Origin of the sequence: uncultured Selenomonas sp. (assembly GCF_963528755.1) — a bacterium.
Lineage (GTDB): Bacteria > Bacillota > Negativicutes > Selenomonadales > Selenomonadaceae > Selenomonas.
Map to the genome: position 1 here is coordinate 17,000 of NZ_CAURXA010000002.1, position 16,176 is coordinate 33,175.

Sequence of the window (16,176 nt, forward strand, 5' to 3'; positions counted from 1 at the left end):
TCTTCGTAAGGCGTGCCGTCATTCAGCCGCCCCTTTTTTCACGCGCTGTCCGCGTTTAGCGGCAATCTCTGCCATCATGTCCTGCGCGATGGCCTGAAACGCCCATTCGGCGATCTCGTCAAGACGCTCCGTATCTTTTTCCAAAAATAGCGTGCCAAGAAGCGCCTCGAAGCCCGTGCTCGCATGATACTCGGCGACGCTCGCGCGGCGCGGCGCATGACTCTTCGCGTTCCTGCCGCGGCGGAAGATGCCGCGCTCGCGCTCCGTCAGGCGCTCCTCAATCGCGTGATATGCCTTCGCCTGCCAAACCGCCGAGACGATCTGCGCGGCGAAATCGCTCAGGATGTGCACCTGCGACTGCTCGAAGGATAGAAGGCGCGTGCGCACGAAGAGATGGAAGTAGGCGTCGCCGATGTAGGCAAGCACGAGGGGGCTGGCAAGGCGCACATCGATTCCTTCGTAGCGCTCGGCGATGCCGCCCTCGCCGTCGGGCGTGAACATCGAGCCGACGATGGCGCGAAAGCGATCGAACCTCATGCGCGCTTCCACCGTGCGCCCTGCGGCGTATCCTCGATGACGACACCGCGAGCCTTGAGTTCGTCGCGCAGATGATCGGCGAGCGCCCAATTCTTCTCCTCACGCGCCTTCTGGCGCAGATTGAGGAGAAGTTCCATGAGGCTGTCGACAAGCCCGTCGTCCACCTTTTCTTCCTTCGCCTCGAAGATGCCGATGACTTCCGCCATCTCGGCGTAAACGGCACGAACCTTGGCGAAGTTCGCCGCGTCGAAAGCAGCTGCGCCCGTCGTGACCTCGTTATAATAGATGTTGATTTCCTTCGACAGGGAGAAGATGTGGCTGATGGCGAGCGCCGTATTGAAATCGTCGTCCATCGCTTCATAGAACGCCGCCTTGGCTTCCATCGCCGCTGCCAAAAGCGACTTCGCGCTGCCAGCGCCCTCGTCCTTGCGCGACGAGAGTTCCGCGGCATTGTCCCACGAATTCTTGAGGCGTGCGAGGCTCGTCTTCGCCTCCGCCAGACGCTCGTCGGTGAAATCGAGCGGACTGCGGTAGTGCGTCTGCACGATGAAGAAGCGCACGACCTCTCCCGCGTATTTCTCCAAAATGTCCTTGACCGTGAAGAAGTTGTTCTTCGACTTCGACATCTTCTCGTCATGGATCGTGATGAAGCCGTTGTGCAGCCAGTAGCGAGCGAAGCTATGGTCGTCGCCCGTGCATGCCTGTGCCTGCGCGATCTCGTTCTCGTGATGCGGGAAGATGAGATCGCTGCCACCGCCGTGAAAATCGAACGTCTCGCCCAGATACTTCATCGACATCGTCGAACACTCGATGTGCCAGCCTGGACGCCCCTTGCCCCACGGACTGTCCCAAGACGGCTCTCCTGGCTTCGCCGCCTTCCACAGCGCGAAATCCATCGGATGATGCTTGCGCTCGTCGACACCGACGCGCGCGCCCGCCTGCATGTCGTCCAGTGAGCGGCCGCTAAGCTTGCCGTAGCCCGCGAAGCGCTCCACGCTGTAGTAGACGTCGCCGTCGAGCGCATAGGCGTAACCCTTCTCGATGAGCTTTTCGATCACGGCGAGCACGTCCGCAATATGCTCCGAAACGCGCGGATAAGCGTCGGCGCGGCGCACGTTGAGCGCGTCGATCGCCTTGAAATATTCCGCGATGTAGTGATCGGCGAGTTCCTTCCACGTCTCACCCGCCTCCTTTGCGCGGCGGATGATCTTGTCGTCAATGTCCGTGAAGTTCTGCACGTAGCGCACAGCATAGCCCTTCTTCTCCAGATAGCGGCGCACGACGTCCCATGTGACAAAGGGACGCGCGTTGCCAATATGCGGGTCGTTGTACGGCGTCACGCCGCAGCAGTAGATGCTCGCCTTGCCCGGCTCAAGGGGCTTGAACTCCTCTTTCTCGCGCGTCAGCGTATTGTAAACCCTCAGCATTTATTTTTCCTCCATTCGCTCCAAAGAAGCGACAGCGTAGGCGGATATGCCTTTCTCCTCGCCCGTAAAACCGAGCTTTTCTTCCGTCGTCGCCTTCACGTTCACCTGATCAAGCTCCAAATCGAGCTTTTCGGCGATGTTTCGGCGCATCTCCTCGATGTAGGGCGCGAACTTCGGACGCTGCGCCACGATCGTCGCGTCGATGTTGCCGACGCGATAGCCCTTCGCGCGAATCATCTCCGCGACATGCTCCAAGAGCTTCATGCTCGACACGCCTTTCCAGTGATCGTCACTGTCGGGAAAGTGCCTGCCGAGATCGCCGAGCGCCGCCGCGCCCAAGAGGGCGTCCTCGACGGCATGCAGCAGCACATCGGCGTCCGAATGTCCCAGGAGCCCATATTCATGCGGGATGTCGACGCCGCCCACGATGAGCTTGCGCCCTGTCACCAGGCGGTGCACGTCGTATCCCATGCCAAATCTCGTCATATCGTCACCTTCATTTCATCCACAATTCCTGCAGAATGCGCCAAAAGCGCCTCCGCCATCCACAAATCTTCAGGCGTCGTGATCTTCAGATTGCCGTAGTCGCTCTCGACGACGAAGACCGCCGCGCCGATTCGCTCGACGAGACTCGCGTCGTCCGTGCCGAGGAAGCCGTCCTGCGCCGCCTTCTCATAGGCGCGCTGCAAAATCTCGCGGCGAAATCCCTGCGGTGTCTGCACCTCCCAGAGACTTGCACGCGACGGCGTCGCCTCGACGCGCCCGTCCTCGCCGACGACCTTGATCGTGTTCTTCGCACGCACGGCAGCGATGGCCGCGCCCTTCTCACGCGCCGCAGAGATGACCGCCTCGATTGCAGCAAGGCTCACTAAAGGCCGCGCCGCATCGTGCACGAGCACAATGTCGGCATCTGCGGCGAGATGCGCCATGCCGTTCGCGATTGAATACTGGCGCTCAGCGCCGCCTTGAGCGACGCGCCAGGGCTTCAAGCCCTGCGCCTTCTCCAGCATCTCCTCGACAAAAGCGACCTCGTCCTTGGCGACGACGACGATCAGTTCGGCGACTGCAGGCACGGCGGAAAAGCGCCGCAGCGTGCGAAGCAGGATCGGCACGCCTAAAAGTTCCAGAAACACCTTGTTTCTGTCCGCCTTCATGCGCCTTCCTGCACCCGCCGCCGGAAAAATCACGGAAACCATAAAGCCTCCTTGCATATACTGCCTTATAAACGCGCCGCCGATAAGTCGCATGACCTATCGGCGGCACTCTCATTCACCAATGTCTGGGCTTTGCAAAAATCATGCGTCCGGCTGCTGTCTGCAGCGCCGACGTGACCTCCACTTCAATCGTATTGTTGATATGGCGGCGACCGTTCTCGATGACGATCATCGTGCCGTCATCGAGATAGGCGACGCCCTGTCCCGGCTCCTTGCCTTCCTTGACGACGGAAACGCGCATCGTCTCGCCCGGAATGACGACGGGCTTCACGGCATTGGAAAGCTCGTTGATGTTGAGGACGGGCACGTCGCGCAACTCTGCAACCTTGTTCAGGTTGAAATCGTTCGTGATGAGCTTGCCGCCCACGACCTGCGCGAGGCGCACGAGCTTCGAGTCGACCTCGGCGATGTCGTCGAAATCCTGGCTCGTGATCTCGACCTCCATCTTCGATTCCGTGCGTATGCGCTGCAGGACATCGAGTCCGCGCCTGCCGCGCACGCGTTTCAACGCATCTGAGGAATCGGCAATATGCTGCAGTTCTTCCAAGACGAACTCAGGGATGAGCAATGTACCGTCAATGAAGCCCGTCTCACATATATCGGCGATGCGTCCGTCGATGATGACGCTTGTATCGAGCAGCTTGTAGAGCTTGGACGATTTCTGTTCCTTACCGATTTGCCCCAGTGCTTCCTTAGCCTTCGCCTGCGCCTTCGCCTCGCGGCTCTTGCTGATCAGATTCGGCAACGTGCCGAGAAGGTCGCCGACTTCCTTGCGCTTTTTGATCGTGATATGAATGCCGAGATAGCCGAACACGATGCTGAAAACGACAGGAAAATATGCACCGACGAGCGGGATCTTGGAAAACGCCGCTCCCAATAAATTTGCAATGATAAGTCCGATGGCCAGCCCCGCTGCGCCTGCGATAACATCATGAATCGGCATCTTGCTCAGCTGCGTTTCGACCCAATAGGTGAAGCGCTTGAGCGTAGCCGTGAAAAGTGGCGTCGTGATGAAGCCGAGAACTCCGCCCAAAACAGCACCGACAAGGATGCAGACGAGCGAAGCGAGCGTCAGGCCGAAGAGTCCGAGATCCAGTTTGAGAACTTCCGTGCTCAGAAACAAGGTCAGAAGCGGACTGGCAAGCTGCATGAGCGCTCCGCCGAGAATGGCGAAGATCAGCGTGATGAAAAAACGCAATACTTTTTCGAGCAATAAACATCCCTCCCCATATAATGGAAATGACAAAGCCAAACAGATTTATCATACTAAATCTATTCGGCTTTGTCAAAAGAAATCACTCTCGAATCGCTGGGGTCTTCCCGGCGATCGTCAGCATCAGGCAAAATCGTTTTCCGCAAGGATGCCATCCATCCACGACTTGACTTCCTCGGGCGATTTGCTGCAGGCATAAACAAGCTCACTGACGATGATCTGCCGCGCGAGATCCAGAAGGCGCCGCTCGCCGCTCGAAATCTTGCGCAGGCGATCCTGCAGGACGAGATTTCGCGCGACAGCCGCCACATCGCAGATGTCACCGCTCTTCATACGCTCAAGATTCGCATGAAAGCGCTTGTTCCAGCTTCCCGTCGCACGCTCGGGAGCCATCTGCAGAATGTCCTTGACCTCTTCGACCTGCGTTTCGGGAATCACGTCTCGAAGACCCATATTATCCACGTTGTCCGTCGGTATCATGACCTTCATGTTGCCCAATGGCATTTGAAGCACATAATAGGATTTGCCCTCGCCGAGCACCTCGCAATCCTCTATGCCGGAAATCACGCCCGCCCCATGCATCGGATAGACAACCGTGTCACCAACCTGAAGCAATGCTACACCTCCTGCCCTTTCCCCATGCAAAACGCATGGAATTAAAAAACTATCCGCATACATTATAGCACAAATCTTCAGAAGTTGGAAGAAAATAATCAGTTTATCATATCCCTCATTTCCTGTCAATTATATTTTACCATATTGGGGACAATCCTCTTACATTATGAGTCCAGATCATGTCCATGCCTATGCCCCAAGGCTGCCGCCCATTCATGACCGATGAGTCCGCCATGGGTAAAAAGTTCGACGATGTGCGCATTCGTCTCACGGATCGCTCGCGCCTCTTCTTCCGTGCCGCCGTTTCGGATGCAGGCATGGTAAGATTTTTTCAGCTGACGGTTGATGTGATAATATTGCTGTGTGCGAAAATACATGAGTTTTCCCCTCTCTTCTGCGCTTCTTACCAGCGCGGCAGTCGGCATGCCCTTCCAAGACGCACCGATAAAGTCAGTACTTCCCTTTTAGTATAGCAAACTACACGCACAAACGTCCACTTTTTGGACATTGTGCGCCATCCTTACATGAAAAAGCAGCCCGATCGACCAAGCGAAAATAAATTTTCTCCAAATGCTTGACAACCTTCTTTCCGAGGAGTATATTATGCTTCATCGAGGTTACAACTTAACAAGCTACGACGCAAACTTTCAGGACACATGTTCAGCCGTGAAGCAGAGCGGCAGGACTTGCTTCCACCGCCGCTTCTGACAACGGCGTCATCAAGGAGTCACGCTGTACATATGTCCTCACGCCTTACAGAAGCCTAGCCGATCGGTCTGCGCCTTCGGCTTGACCTCTCGGGGCTTCATGGTAAACTACACGCACAAACGTCCACTTTGTGGACATTGTGCGCCGCCCTTACATGAAAGAGCCAATCAGTCTGCGCCTACGGCTTGACTTCTTGGACTTTCATGGTAAAAGAATACATCGCCAAAATTCTATGACGGGAAAGAGTATTCGTGATACGCTGTCTTACAGAGAGCCGCTCCTGTGCTGAAAAGCGGCAGAAAGCCTCACGAAGAAAATCCTCCCCGAGAAGCAAAGCTGAAATCGAGTAAGCCGAGCCGTCCCTTCCGCGTTAGAGGAAGCGCGTATGACTGTACGCGGAAAGCGCCCGCTTCATGCGGGAATCTGGGTGGTACCGCGGATAATTCTCCGTCCCTTTCAAGGGGCGGAGTTTTTGTTTATCATCCCGCATTATTTTAGGAGGAATCATTATGGAAAATTTAGATCTCGCTCGTCTCAGACGAAAGCGCGACCTGCACATCATCCTGCCCGTCTTCCTCGTGTCCATCATCGCCTGCATCGACCGCGTGAACATCGCCTATGCAGCGCTGACGATGACGCAGGATCTCGACTGGATCACGCCCGAAATCTTCGGTGCAGGTGCGGGCATTTTCTTCATGGGCTATCTGCTCCTGGAAATCCCTGGCGCACTCATCGCCGCCCGCTTCTCCGCCTCGAAGTGGATTGCACGCATCATGTTCACCTGGGGGCTTGTCTGCATCTTCATGGCATTCATGCAGACGCAGACGGAGTTCTACCTTTGCCGCTTCCTGCTCGGCGCCTCGGAAGCGAGCCTATATCCCGTCATCTACTCCGTGCTCTTCGCACGCTGGTTTTCCGAAAGGGAGAGAGCACGCGCCAATTCCCTCATGTTGACGTCACTTCTCATCTCAACGATCATCGGCGCACCACTCGCGGGCTTCCTGCTGCAGACCTCTTTCTTCGGCATGCACGGCTGGCAGGAGCTGTTCATCTTGGAGGCAGTGCCCGCCCTCGCTTTTGCCGTATTTTTCTTCTACTTTGTCAAGGACAAGCCCGACCAGGTTTCTTGGCTCAGTGCAGAAGAAAAGGAATACTTGAACCGCCAGTACGAAGAAGAGCAGGCGCGTATGCAGAGCGTTAAGAAGTACACGATCTTCCAGGCTTTCTCCGATCCCAAGGTCTTGAAGCTCTGCTTCATCTACTTCATGTGGGTCATCGGCTTCTGGGGCTTCAACTTCTGGATGCCGACGGTGCTCAAGGGGCTTTCAGGCTGGTCAACCGGATTCCTCGGCGGCGCCATCGCCATTCCGATGACGGCGGCGCTCCTCGTGCAGGTCATCATCGGCAAGACCTCGACGAAGACGGGTGATAAGGTCTGGCACGTCGCGGGCGCTCTCCTCGTCGGCGCCGTCGGCCTCGGACTCAGCCCTTTTGCTGATGACATGTATACGGCGCTCTTCCTCGTCTGCCTGTCCGCCATCGGCATCTACGCCGCCATGGGCGTCTGGTGGACGATCCCGACGAGCTTTCTCTCTGGCTCCGCCGCCGCCGGCAGCGTCGCCCTCATCAACTCCTGCGGCAATCTCGGCGGCTGGGTAGGCCCCTACATGATGGGCTGGCTCAAGACGGAGACAGGATCCTTCGACACGGGATACTTCCTCATGGCGCTCTTCATGTTCGTCGCCGCGCTTACGGTGCTGACGATCCAATACCACTGGAACGGTGAGCGAAAGACACCACAAGCGGAAAGCGAACATCCGCTTTCTCTGCAGCAGGAAGCATAAACCAACCAAACAAAACCGCCCTTGCAGTCGGAAATCGACTTGCAAGGGCGGTTTCTTATGCAGCTTCTGCCGCGCCCAAATTACTTGAGCTCGACCTTTGCGCCAGCCTCTTCGAGCTTCGCTTTGAGCTCTTCTGCCTCTGCCTTCGCGACGTTCTCCTTGATCGGAGCGGGAGCGCCATCAACGAGTTCCTTCGCTTCCTTCAGACCGAGACCCGTAGCTTCGCGGACAGCCTTGATGACATTGATCTTCTTGTCGCCAGCAGCAGCGAGAACGACCGTGAATTCGGTCTTCTCCTCGCCGCCAGCAGCGGCCGGAGCAGCACCGGCAGCAGCAACAGCGACCGGAGCCGCAGCGCTGACACCAAACTTCTCTTCCATATCCTTGACGAGTTCGGAAAGTTCGAGGACGGTCATGCCCTCAATGGCCTGCAGGATTTCTTCTTTAGTCATGATTGTACCTCCATAAAATTGTTTTCTTCAAATGTATTCAGCTTGCAAGCGGCGGACATCTGCCCAACCGCTGCACTCTATAAGGTTCAGGCAGAAGCCTGCTCCTCCTTCTGCTTACGGATCGCCTCAAGCACATAGACCGCATTGCGGATGACTCCCTGGAGTACGTTGACCGTACCCGCAATCGGAGACTGCATGCTGCCCAAGAGCTTTGCGAGAAGAACCTCGCGCGACGGCAGATCGGCCAAAGCCTTGACCTCGGCGACGTCGATGACGCGTCCGTCGAGAAGACCTGCCTTGAGCGTCAGGATGCCGGCTTCATCGAGCTTGTTCTTCTTCATAAACTCGCAGATGACCTTCGCCGGCGCCACAGCGTCGTCAGTGGAAACGGCAAGAGCCGTCGTCCCCTCTAAGTGATCGCAAAGTTCGTCGAGCCCGAGTTCCTTCGCGGCGATGCGCGTCATCGTGTTCTTGACAACATGATACGAAACGCCTGCCTCACGAAGCGCGCGGCGAAGCGCCGTGTCCTGCGCTACCGTCAGGCCTTTGTAGCTTGTAAAAACGGCTCCCTTCGCCGTCTGAAGCCTTTCCTTCAGCTCAGCGACGACCGCTTCCTTCTTTGCATTTACCTTTGCATTCATTCTTGCACCCCCTCTCAATGAGATTCAACAAAATAAAACGGCTCCCAACTGTATGCCGGAAGCCGCATCTTTTGAAGCAATGCGCCTGAATCCGACCTCGGCGGGCGAGCAACTTGCTCGTTAGATGGAAGATCCATACCTGCTGTCTACAGTCATCGTATGCTGTTTTATCGGATTAAGCAAGCGTAGCAATCGGAACGCCGGGGCCCATCGTGGAGCTGACCGTGATCGCACGGATGTACTGCCCCTTCGCTGCTGCCGGGCGAACGCGGACGAGCGTGTCGATGAGCGCCTGATAATTCGCCTTGAGCTTATCGACATCGAACGAAGCCTTGCCAATCGGGACATGCACGTTGCCGGCCTTGTCCGTGCGGTACTCGACCTTACCGGCCTTAATCTCGCTGATCGCCTTCACAAGATCCATTGTGACCGTACCGAGCTTCGGGTTCGGCATGAGACCGCGAGGACCCAAGACCTTACCGAGGCGGCCGACCGTACCCATCATATCGGGCGTAGCGACGGCGACATCGAAGTCGAACCAACCGCCCTGAATCTTCGTGACGATCTCGTCCGAGCCGACGTAATCAGCACCTGCATCCTCGGCTTCCTTGACCTTCTCGCCCTTGGCAAAGACGAGAACCTTCTTCGCCTTGCCCGTGCCGTGCGGCAGAACCATAGCACCGCGAACCTGCTGATCCGCGTACTTCGGATCAACGCCGAGACGGACGTGCAGCTCGATCGTCTCATCGAACTTTGCCGTCGCAGTTTTCTTCACGAGTTCCATGGCCTCAGCGACACTGTAGAACTTCCCGTCTTCCAGAAGCTTCGCGGCATCCTGATATTTCTTGCCGTGTTTTGCCATTCAAAATTCCCCTTTCGTGGTCATAGCGGTTTTTTACAATGAAACCCCAAGAGATCAAGCCGAAGGCGCAGACCGATTGGCTGGTTTCATGTAAGAGCGGCGCACAATGTCCACAAAGTGGATGTCTGTGCGCGTAGTTTCCTGCCACGAGCATGAGCGCCTCGAATCAATCGACGATTTCGATGCCCATGCTGCGAGCCGTTCCCTCGATCATGCGCGTAGCAGCTTCGAGGTCTGCCGCATTGAGATCCTGCATCTTCGACTGCGCAATCTCCTGCGCTTTCGCGCGCGGCACCTTAGCGACTTTCGTCTTGTTCGGCTCACCGGAAGCTTTTTCAATGCCGGCAGCTTTCTTCAAAAGAATTGCGGCGGGCGGCGTCTTCGTGATGAACGTAAACGAACGATCCTCGAAGACCGTGATCTCGACCGGAATGACAAGACCAGCCTGTTTGGCCGTCCTCTCATTGAATTCCTTGACGAAAGCCATGATGTTGACGCCTGCCTGACCGAGCGCCGGACCTACCGGAGGAGCCGGACTTGCCTTGCCGGCAACAACCTGCAACTTGACGAGCTTTGCGACCTTCTTTGCCATACTTTTTAACACCTCCTTAAAAGGGGTTTATGCTGCTTCTCATATCGAGACACCGAGCGATTCCCTAGATTTTTTCAACCTCGTTGTACGACAGCTCAACCGTAGTCTCGCGTCCAAACATATCGACGAGGACTTTGACCATACCCTTTTCAGGGAAGACCTCCGCCACCGTAGCGGCGAAATTCTCAAAAGCACCTGAATTAATATGTACGGCCTGCCCGACCTCGAGATCGATGTGGGCGACGGGCTTCTCTTCCTCCGTCCCCATAGATTTCAAGATATGCTTTACTTCTGCTTCCGACAGCGGAATCGGCTTCGTTCCCGAGCCAACGAATCCCGTGACACCCGGCGTGTTGCGCACAACGTACCAAGAGCGGTCATTGACGATCATCTCAACCAAGGCGTAGCCGGGGAAAACCTTCTTCTTGACGAGCTTCTTCTTGCCGTCCTTGATTTCGGCCTCTTCCTCCATCGGGACGATGACGTTGAAAATATTGTCCTCCATCCCCATGGTATGGACGCGAGACTCAAGATTCGCCTTGACCTTGTTCTCATATCCGGAATAGGTATGAATCACATACCATTTCTTCTCAGATTCCATCGCGCCTCCAGCCTTCTATTGCAGAATAAGTTTAAACAGTCTTGCAAAAAACGTATCGCATACCCAAATCAGCGCACAGACGACAACGACCGCCACCCCCACGACACCGGTATACGTCACCAGCTCTCTGTGAGTCGGCCATGTCACCTTCTTCATCTCCGCCTTGACCTCGCCCAAGAAACGGAAAAGGTTGAAACCGCCCGAAGAAGACTGCGGCGCTGACGATCTTTCATCCGCCAAAGCATTCACACCCCGTATCATATTGCTGCAAGCCGCAGGGCTTACTTCGTTTCCTTATGCGGCGTATGCTTCTTGCAGAACTTGCAATACTTGTTGAATTCAAGCCGATCGGGATCGTTCTTCTTGTTCTTGTTGGTCTGATAGTTGCGGTTCTTGCAAACCGTGCAGGCCAACGTAACGGCGTTGCGCATGTTTCAGCACTCCTTCCCTTCCATAAAATCACTAACATACTTTATCACACTTAATACCGAGTGTCAACAATATGCAAGGAAAAATCCCCGAACTTCCCGCCAACATAACAAAAACCCCTCGCGGGGCTTGAAAATGGTGGCGGCACAGAGATTCGAACTCCGGACACTGCGGGTATGAACCGCATGCTCTAGCCAACTGAGCTATGCCGCCCTATTATGATGGAGCTGATGACCGGGATTGAACCGGTGACCTTATCCTTACCAAGGATACGCTCTGCCGACTGAGCTACATCAGCAAATCGACAACAATAGGATTATACACGATACACCATGGCTTTGCAAGGGATTCGCGAAAATTTTCTTTTCCCTGACGCAAAAAACCGCAGCACCACAAAGGCGCTGCGGCAAAAAGAAGAGTTGTTCCTTAAAAGTCATCGCCCATGCCCGTCGTGTCGACGCCGAAGATCAGCTTGTCAATCGTATGGATGAGCTGGTTGATCTCGGGCTTCGAAATCTGGGCGCTTGCACCGAGGTCGTCACCCTTGCGGCGCATTTCTTCGGAGATTAGAGATGAGAAGAGGATGAGCGGAATCTGACGCAGACGGTCGTCGTCGCGCACGAGCTTCAGCAGACGATGTCCGTCCATCTTCGGCATCTCGACATCGGAGATGATGATGCGCACCTTCTCGGGAATCTGCTGAGGCTCCGTCTTCTCCGCAACCTCTCTAAGGAAGTTCCACGCATCTTCGCCGTTGCCAAAGTCGCGCACGAACGTATATCCGGCGCCGTGCAGCGTATTGACAAGGAGGTCACGCAGGAGCACCGAGTCCTCCGCCACGATGATGTGCTGCGAGGCACGCCTCTGCTTGATGTCTTCCGACGTGTCGTCGACCGTCGTGAGTTTCTGGTTGATCTCGGGATTGATCTCCGCCATGATCGTCTCGAAGTCGAGCAGGAGGACGATCTTGCCTTCCATCTTCACGAGACCGACGACGCGCGACTGGTCGCCGACTTCCGGAGCCGGCTCCATGTTTTTCCACGAGATGCGATGGATGCGCGAAACATTGTCGACGAGGAAGCCCATGTCATAGCCGTTAATCTCCGTCACAATGATGTTCTGCGAGCGTCCCGCCGCCTGTCCGCTCATGACGCCGAGGCAGCGCGGCAGATCGACGAGCGGCACAGCCCTGCCGCGCAGGGTGAAAAGCCCGTTGATGTACGGATGCGCCTGCGGCATCGTCGTCACGGGGAAGTCCGAGGCCTTGATGACCTCGCGCACCTTCGCGACGTTGATGCCATAATCGACAGCGCCGATGTTGAACTCGATGATTTCAAACTCATTTGTACCGGTTTCCAGCAAAATGCCCTTCTTCTCGTCTTTTCCTTCTGCCATGAAAAATCCGCCCCCTATTTCATACTTCATAAAGATTCAATTCGTTAAAAAGCTCTGAAATCCTTCTTTTATTTGCAGGGAATCACGGATTATTTTCGCGCTTCCCCTCGCCCTCCTCAAGCGAAGCCCCGTCTCTAAGAAGCGTCCAGCCGTCCTTCTCCTCGATGCTTCCCGCCTTGAGCAGATGCCCGAGAGCGCGCTTGAACGCCGCCTTGCTGATCTGGAATTTCGCCTTGATGATCTCAGGCGTCGTCTTGTCGCTGTAGGGCATCCTGCCCTTGTGCTCCTCAAGATAGGTGAGGATCCTCTCGGCGTCCGTGACGAGCGCCTTCTCCTTCGGCTCACGCAGGGAGCCATTGAGCCTGCCGTCCGTGCGCACATAGGTGATGCGCACGGTAACTTCCTCGCCTACACGCGGCCGCTCGCGCATGTCCTTGTGGGGAACGAACACGATGTAACGTTCGTTCGTGAAAATAAATGCGCCGCTCTCCGTGATGTTGTAGATCGAGCCAGATAGACGGGCGCCAACACGCACATCTGTCGCGGGCTTCGAGGCGCGCCGCAGTTCGTCCTCAACCTCCATCGTCACAGCAAGCCTGCCCGATTTGTCCGTGTAGAGCTTCGCCCAGACGACTTCGCCGATCTGCGGCCTGCCGCGCATTCCCGCATAAGGCAGGAAGATGCCGCGCTCAGCGCCGACATCGAGAAAAGCACCGTCGCGACTCACATTAATGACCGTGAGCCGTGCGACCTGCCCTTCCTTCATGCGCGGCGTCCTCATGCTCGCCGTCAGGCGATGCTTGGGATCGAGGTAGAGGAACACTTCGACCTCTTCTCCGACGGAGAGTTCGCGCGTCTGCTGTGTCTTGTGCAACAGGATGTCATCCGATGTACTGCCTGTCTCAGCGTCAAGGAACACACCGAAGTCGCCAAGACGCGCGACGCGAAGCTTGGCGACTGTACTCGGTCCGTACTTCCTGCGCTTTTCTTCCGCCATCATCTAGTCCTCATAATGCTCGACCGGCGCATCGCTCCATAGCCTTTCCAAAGCGTAGAACGCGCGGCTTTCCGTCATGAAAACATGCGCGACACAATCGCCGTAGTCGAGGAGAACCCACTCGCCCTCGCGGTAGCCTTCCTTGTGCAGATACGGCTTCTCGTGCTTTTCCAGCATCTCGTCTTCGATATTGTCAGCGATAGCGCGCACCTGCGTCGCCGTATTCGCCGAGCAGACGATGAAATAGTCCGCCGCTGTCGTGAGCTCCGCCATGCGCATGATGACGATATCTTCCGCCTTCTTGTCACTCGCAGCTCTGGCGATCGCCCGACTCATTTCTTCCGGTGTGTTGCTCAAAATCCATGCCTCCTACTGCTCTTCACTTATTATCGTCATTTTCTCCCTCATGCTTTACCAATTCTGGGAATAATTCTTCAATCTTTTGCCCGATCGCCGCGCGATCCGGCAACCAATAGCCGTCGCGCTGCACGGTGGGAAGAAGCAGCGTCGTCGGCGGCTCATCGCCGAGATTCTTCAAGACCTTCGCAAGACGCGCCGAATCGAAAATCTCCGCACTCGTCGTCATGCGGTACTTGAAGATGTCCGCCACATCGGGCAGCTTCGGGATCGTGTCGACCTGCAGGAACTTCTCGTAGAGCGCCTTGGCGAAGCGCTGCTGGCGATGCAGCCTGCCGACCTCGCCAAGCTCCGAACTGCGGTAGCGCAGATACTTCTGTGCCGTGTCACCGTCTAAGTGTTGAAATCCCTTGGGGATGTGGATGGAAAGCCCCGCCTCGGGGTCGTCGTAGTTCATCTCGTCCTCGACGTAGAGGTCGACGCCGCCTAAGACATCGACGAGATCAGCGAGAGCGTGCGTATCGAGCGTCACATACTGATGAATGGAGACGCCGAGAAGATCCGACAGCGCCTGCACCATCGTCGGAGCGCCGCCGTGCGCATAGAGATCGGTTGCACGTATCTCGCCGCCCTTCTGCGGCAGCTGCACGATCATATTGGGAGGCACCGTGATGGCACGCAGACGCCCAGTCGCATTTTCCATGCTGAGGAGAAGGATCGTGTCGGCGTGCTGCCCTTCCGTGCCGTTCTCATCCGCGCCGTCGTCAATGCCGAGCACGAGGACGTTCGTGTAGCCGTCAAACTTCGCATCGATGTGACGGTCGCGCTCCTGTCGCCGCTCCTCGTAGCCCTGGTAGACGGCGTCGATCTCCTGATAAATGCTGTGTCCGATGCCGTAGAGAAAGTAGCCTGCGACGGCGAGCACGGCGATAAATATGGTAAGGAAGAACATCAGCACGAGGAAGCGTGCGCGAGCGATGCGGCGGCGACGTGCCTGCTCCTTGCGCTTCAATCGGATGTTTTCCTGCGTGCGGCTCCTCTTTTTCTGCGTCATGGCGCATGACCCTCTTTCGCACGGGCGCGAAGGAGAATTTCGTTGCGTGCCGCCACCGTCGCCGGATGAATGAGTCTCCCCGACTGCAGGACGAAGGCGATGGACTGGGAAAGCCCTTCGAGCACCATCACATCGAGGCCCGCCGTGCGTGACAGCGCACGCAACTCCTCGACCTCGGGATAGTCGCGTTGCGGCTCGATCATGTCAGCGAAGTAGATGATCTTATCGAGCTTCGTCATGCGCTCACCGCCGACCGTATGACGCCAGATCGCCTGCTGAATCTCCGCGTCCGTCACGCCGTACAGTTCCTCCGCACGCCTTGCGCCCACGTAGGCATGAAGGAGGAGCGGTATCGCGCGCTCAACCTCGCCGTAGACAATCGAGCGCCGCGCCGCCTCAGCGGGAAGATCCGCCGTCCGATATTCGCGTGCGCAGTCATGCAGAAGCCCCGCAATACGCGCCTTTTCCACGTCCACGCCGAAGCGCCCGGCGAGCATGGCGGCGGTGTCCGCGACGCCGAGGGAGTGCTCGTAGCGCTTCTTTTGCAGCCGCTGAGCGAGTTCTTCTTTCATCGCCTCGTAATTCATGAATACAGACCTTCTTTATAGATGTAGGCTTCGACCTTTTCGGGCACGAGATAGCGAATCGAACGCCCCTCCTGCAGGCGGCACCGGATGTCCGTAGAGGAGATTTCCAGCTCCGGCGCCTGCACGAGTCGGATGCGTGAGAGCGCTTCCTCGCCGAGATGCGTGCGCACCTCATCTAGGGAAAGTGACGAACCCTTGCGCCTCGCCGCCACAAAGCGACAAAGGGAGAAAAGCTCGGCGACGCGATGCCATGTGAGGATGGCGCTGATCTCATCGCCGCCGACAATGAAATAGAAGTCCACGCTCTCGCCATGCGTTTCGACGAGGTCACGCAGCGTATCGTAAGAATACGACGGACCCTCGCGCCGCATCTCCACGTCGAGCGCACGGAAGAAGGGATTGCCTTCCACGGCAAGCTGCACGAGACGCAGGCGGTGCACAGCCGCCGCCACCTTCCGTCCGGGTTTGTGCGGCGGCTGCGCCGCCGGAATGAAGATCACCTCGGAGAGCGCCAGTTCCTCCCGAGCCGCCTCCGCGATGACAAGATGCCCGAGATGGATGGGATCGAAGGTGCCGCCCATGATGCCGACGCGCTTCTTCTCCTGTGCCACGACCTCACCCCGCTTCCTATGCGACAAACGAATGCGACGA

At 56.7% G+C, this 16,176-nt stretch carries 21 protein-coding genes, 2 tRNA genes and 1 other annotated feature; of the genes, 1 reads left to right on the forward strand and 22 read right to left on the reverse strand.

Going from position 1 to position 16,176, the window contains the following annotated elements:
* Positions 1 to 18 precede the first annotated feature (18 nt).
* From RWS31_RS02190 to RWS31_RS02220, 7 genes are all read right to left on the reverse strand, one after another.
* Positions 19 to 537 carry a ribonuclease III domain-containing protein gene (locus RWS31_RS02190; protein WP_314595742.1) on the reverse strand — a complete coding sequence of 173 codons (519 nt, stop codon included), beginning with the start codon at positions 535 to 537 and terminating at the stop codon, positions 19 to 21.
* Complete coding sequence (gene cysS, locus RWS31_RS02195) at positions 534 to 1,964, reverse strand: cysteine--tRNA ligase (RefSeq protein ID WP_314595744.1); 1,431 nt, start codon at positions 1,962 to 1,964, stop codon at positions 534 to 536. Before cysS ends, RWS31_RS02190 begins: the two co-directional genes overlap by 4 nt.
* Positions 1,965 to 2,450, reverse strand: a complete 486-nt coding sequence (ispF, locus tag RWS31_RS02200; protein WP_314595746.1) for a 2-C-methyl-D-erythritol 2,4-cyclodiphosphate synthase — start codon at positions 2,448 to 2,450, stop codon at positions 1,965 to 1,967. It lies immediately after the preceding gene.
* Positions 2,447 to 3,160, reverse strand: a complete 714-nt coding sequence (gene ispD / locus RWS31_RS02205; RefSeq protein WP_314595748.1) for a 2-C-methyl-D-erythritol 4-phosphate cytidylyltransferase — start codon at positions 3,158 to 3,160, stop codon at positions 2,447 to 2,449. Before ispD ends, ispF begins: the two co-directional genes overlap by 4 nt.
* Before the next feature lie 73 nt (positions 3,161 to 3,233).
* Positions 3,234 to 4,391, reverse strand: coding sequence for a PIN/TRAM domain-containing protein (locus RWS31_RS02210; protein WP_314595750.1), 1,158 nt, complete (start codon positions 4,389 to 4,391; stop codon positions 3,234 to 3,236).
* 123 nt (positions 4,392 to 4,514) lie between these two features.
* On the reverse strand, positions 4,515 to 5,006 hold the full coding sequence (locus RWS31_RS02215; RefSeq protein ID WP_009646831.1) for a CarD family transcriptional regulator: 492 nt from the start codon (positions 5,004 to 5,006) through the stop codon (positions 4,515 to 4,517).
* Between the two features lie 164 nt (positions 5,007 to 5,170).
* The gene (locus tag RWS31_RS02220; protein ID WP_314595751.1) at positions 5,171 to 5,383 is read right to left on the reverse strand and encodes a hypothetical protein; all 213 of its coding nucleotides are present in this window, start codon (positions 5,381 to 5,383) and stop codon (positions 5,171 to 5,173) included.
* Between the two features lie 554 nt (positions 5,384 to 5,937).
* Positions 5,938 to 6,172, forward strand: a binding site (T-box leader).
* 51 nt (positions 6,173 to 6,223) lie between these two features.
* Between RWS31_RS02220 and RWS31_RS02225 the strand changes: the two genes are divergently transcribed.
* Positions 6,224 to 7,558, forward strand: coding sequence for an MFS transporter (locus RWS31_RS02225; RefSeq protein ID WP_314595753.1), 1,335 nt, complete (start codon positions 6,224 to 6,226; stop codon positions 7,556 to 7,558).
* 80 nt (positions 7,559 to 7,638) lie between these two features.
* Here the strand turns inward: RWS31_RS02225 and rplL are convergent, their stop codons facing one another.
* From rplL to nadD, 15 genes are all read right to left on the reverse strand, one after another.
* The gene (rplL, locus tag RWS31_RS02230) at positions 7,639 to 8,010 is read right to left on the reverse strand and encodes a 50S ribosomal protein L7/L12 (protein WP_314595755.1); all 372 of its coding nucleotides are present in this window, start codon (positions 8,008 to 8,010) and stop codon (positions 7,639 to 7,641) included.
* Positions 8,011 to 8,096: 86 nt separating this feature from the next.
* Positions 8,097 to 8,651 carry a 50S ribosomal protein L10 gene (gene rplJ, locus RWS31_RS02235; protein ID WP_009646856.1) on the reverse strand — a complete coding sequence of 185 codons (555 nt, stop codon included), beginning with the start codon at positions 8,649 to 8,651 and terminating at the stop codon, positions 8,097 to 8,099.
* Between the two features lie 175 nt (positions 8,652 to 8,826).
* Positions 8,827 to 9,513, reverse strand: coding sequence for a 50S ribosomal protein L1 (gene rplA / locus RWS31_RS02240; RefSeq protein ID WP_314595756.1), 687 nt, complete (start codon positions 9,511 to 9,513; stop codon positions 8,827 to 8,829).
* Positions 9,514 to 9,679: 166 nt separating this feature from the next.
* Entirely contained in the window at positions 9,680 to 10,105 is a 426-nt protein-coding gene (gene rplK, locus RWS31_RS02245; protein WP_006192855.1) for a 50S ribosomal protein L11, read from the reverse strand.
* 64 nt (positions 10,106 to 10,169) lie between these two features.
* Positions 10,170 to 10,706 (reverse strand): transcription termination/antitermination protein NusG, encoded by a 537-nt coding sequence (gene nusG, locus RWS31_RS02250; protein WP_314595758.1) that lies wholly within the window; start codon positions 10,704 to 10,706, stop codon positions 10,170 to 10,172.
* A 15-nt stretch (positions 10,707 to 10,721) separates the two neighbouring features.
* Positions 10,722 to 10,946 (reverse strand): preprotein translocase subunit SecE, encoded by a 225-nt coding sequence (gene secE, locus RWS31_RS02255; protein WP_232208275.1) that lies wholly within the window; start codon positions 10,944 to 10,946, stop codon positions 10,722 to 10,724.
* Between the two features lie 41 nt (positions 10,947 to 10,987).
* Positions 10,988 to 11,137 carry a 50S ribosomal protein L33 gene (gene rpmG / locus RWS31_RS02260; protein WP_006192858.1) on the reverse strand — a complete coding sequence of 50 codons (150 nt, stop codon included), beginning with the start codon at positions 11,135 to 11,137 and terminating at the stop codon, positions 10,988 to 10,990.
* 134 nt (positions 11,138 to 11,271) lie between these two features.
* A tRNA-Met gene (locus RWS31_RS02265) sits at positions 11,272 to 11,348 on the reverse strand.
* A gap of 9 nt (positions 11,349 to 11,357) precedes the next feature.
* Positions 11,358 to 11,433, reverse strand: a tRNA-Thr gene (locus RWS31_RS02270).
* A gap of 128 nt (positions 11,434 to 11,561) precedes the next feature.
* Positions 11,562 to 12,530 carry a chemotaxis protein gene (locus RWS31_RS02275; RefSeq protein WP_314595761.1) on the reverse strand — a complete coding sequence of 323 codons (969 nt, stop codon included), beginning with the start codon at positions 12,528 to 12,530 and terminating at the stop codon, positions 11,562 to 11,564.
* 82 nt (positions 12,531 to 12,612) lie between these two features.
* Positions 12,613 to 13,530, reverse strand: coding sequence for a S1-like domain-containing RNA-binding protein (locus tag RWS31_RS02280; protein ID WP_314595763.1), 918 nt, complete (start codon positions 13,528 to 13,530; stop codon positions 12,613 to 12,615).
* The gene (gene rsfS, locus RWS31_RS02285) at positions 13,531 to 13,863 is read right to left on the reverse strand and encodes a ribosome silencing factor (protein ID WP_314596272.1); all 333 of its coding nucleotides are present in this window, start codon (positions 13,861 to 13,863) and stop codon (positions 13,531 to 13,533) included. It lies immediately after the preceding gene.
* Positions 13,864 to 13,906: 43 nt separating this feature from the next.
* Complete coding sequence (locus RWS31_RS02290; protein ID WP_265070043.1) at positions 13,907 to 14,938, reverse strand: LCP family protein; 1,032 nt, start codon at positions 14,936 to 14,938, stop codon at positions 13,907 to 13,909.
* Complete coding sequence (gene yqeK, locus RWS31_RS02295) at positions 14,935 to 15,525, reverse strand: bis(5'-nucleosyl)-tetraphosphatase (symmetrical) YqeK (RefSeq protein ID WP_314595765.1); 591 nt, start codon at positions 15,523 to 15,525, stop codon at positions 14,935 to 14,937. The genes RWS31_RS02290 and yqeK overlap by 4 nt, the downstream gene beginning before the upstream one ends.
* Positions 15,522 to 16,136 carry a nicotinate-nucleotide adenylyltransferase gene (gene nadD, locus RWS31_RS02300; protein WP_314595767.1) on the reverse strand — a complete coding sequence of 205 codons (615 nt, stop codon included), beginning with the start codon at positions 16,134 to 16,136 and terminating at the stop codon, positions 15,522 to 15,524. Before nadD ends, yqeK begins: the two co-directional genes overlap by 4 nt.
* Positions 16,137 to 16,176: the final 40 nt, after the last annotated feature.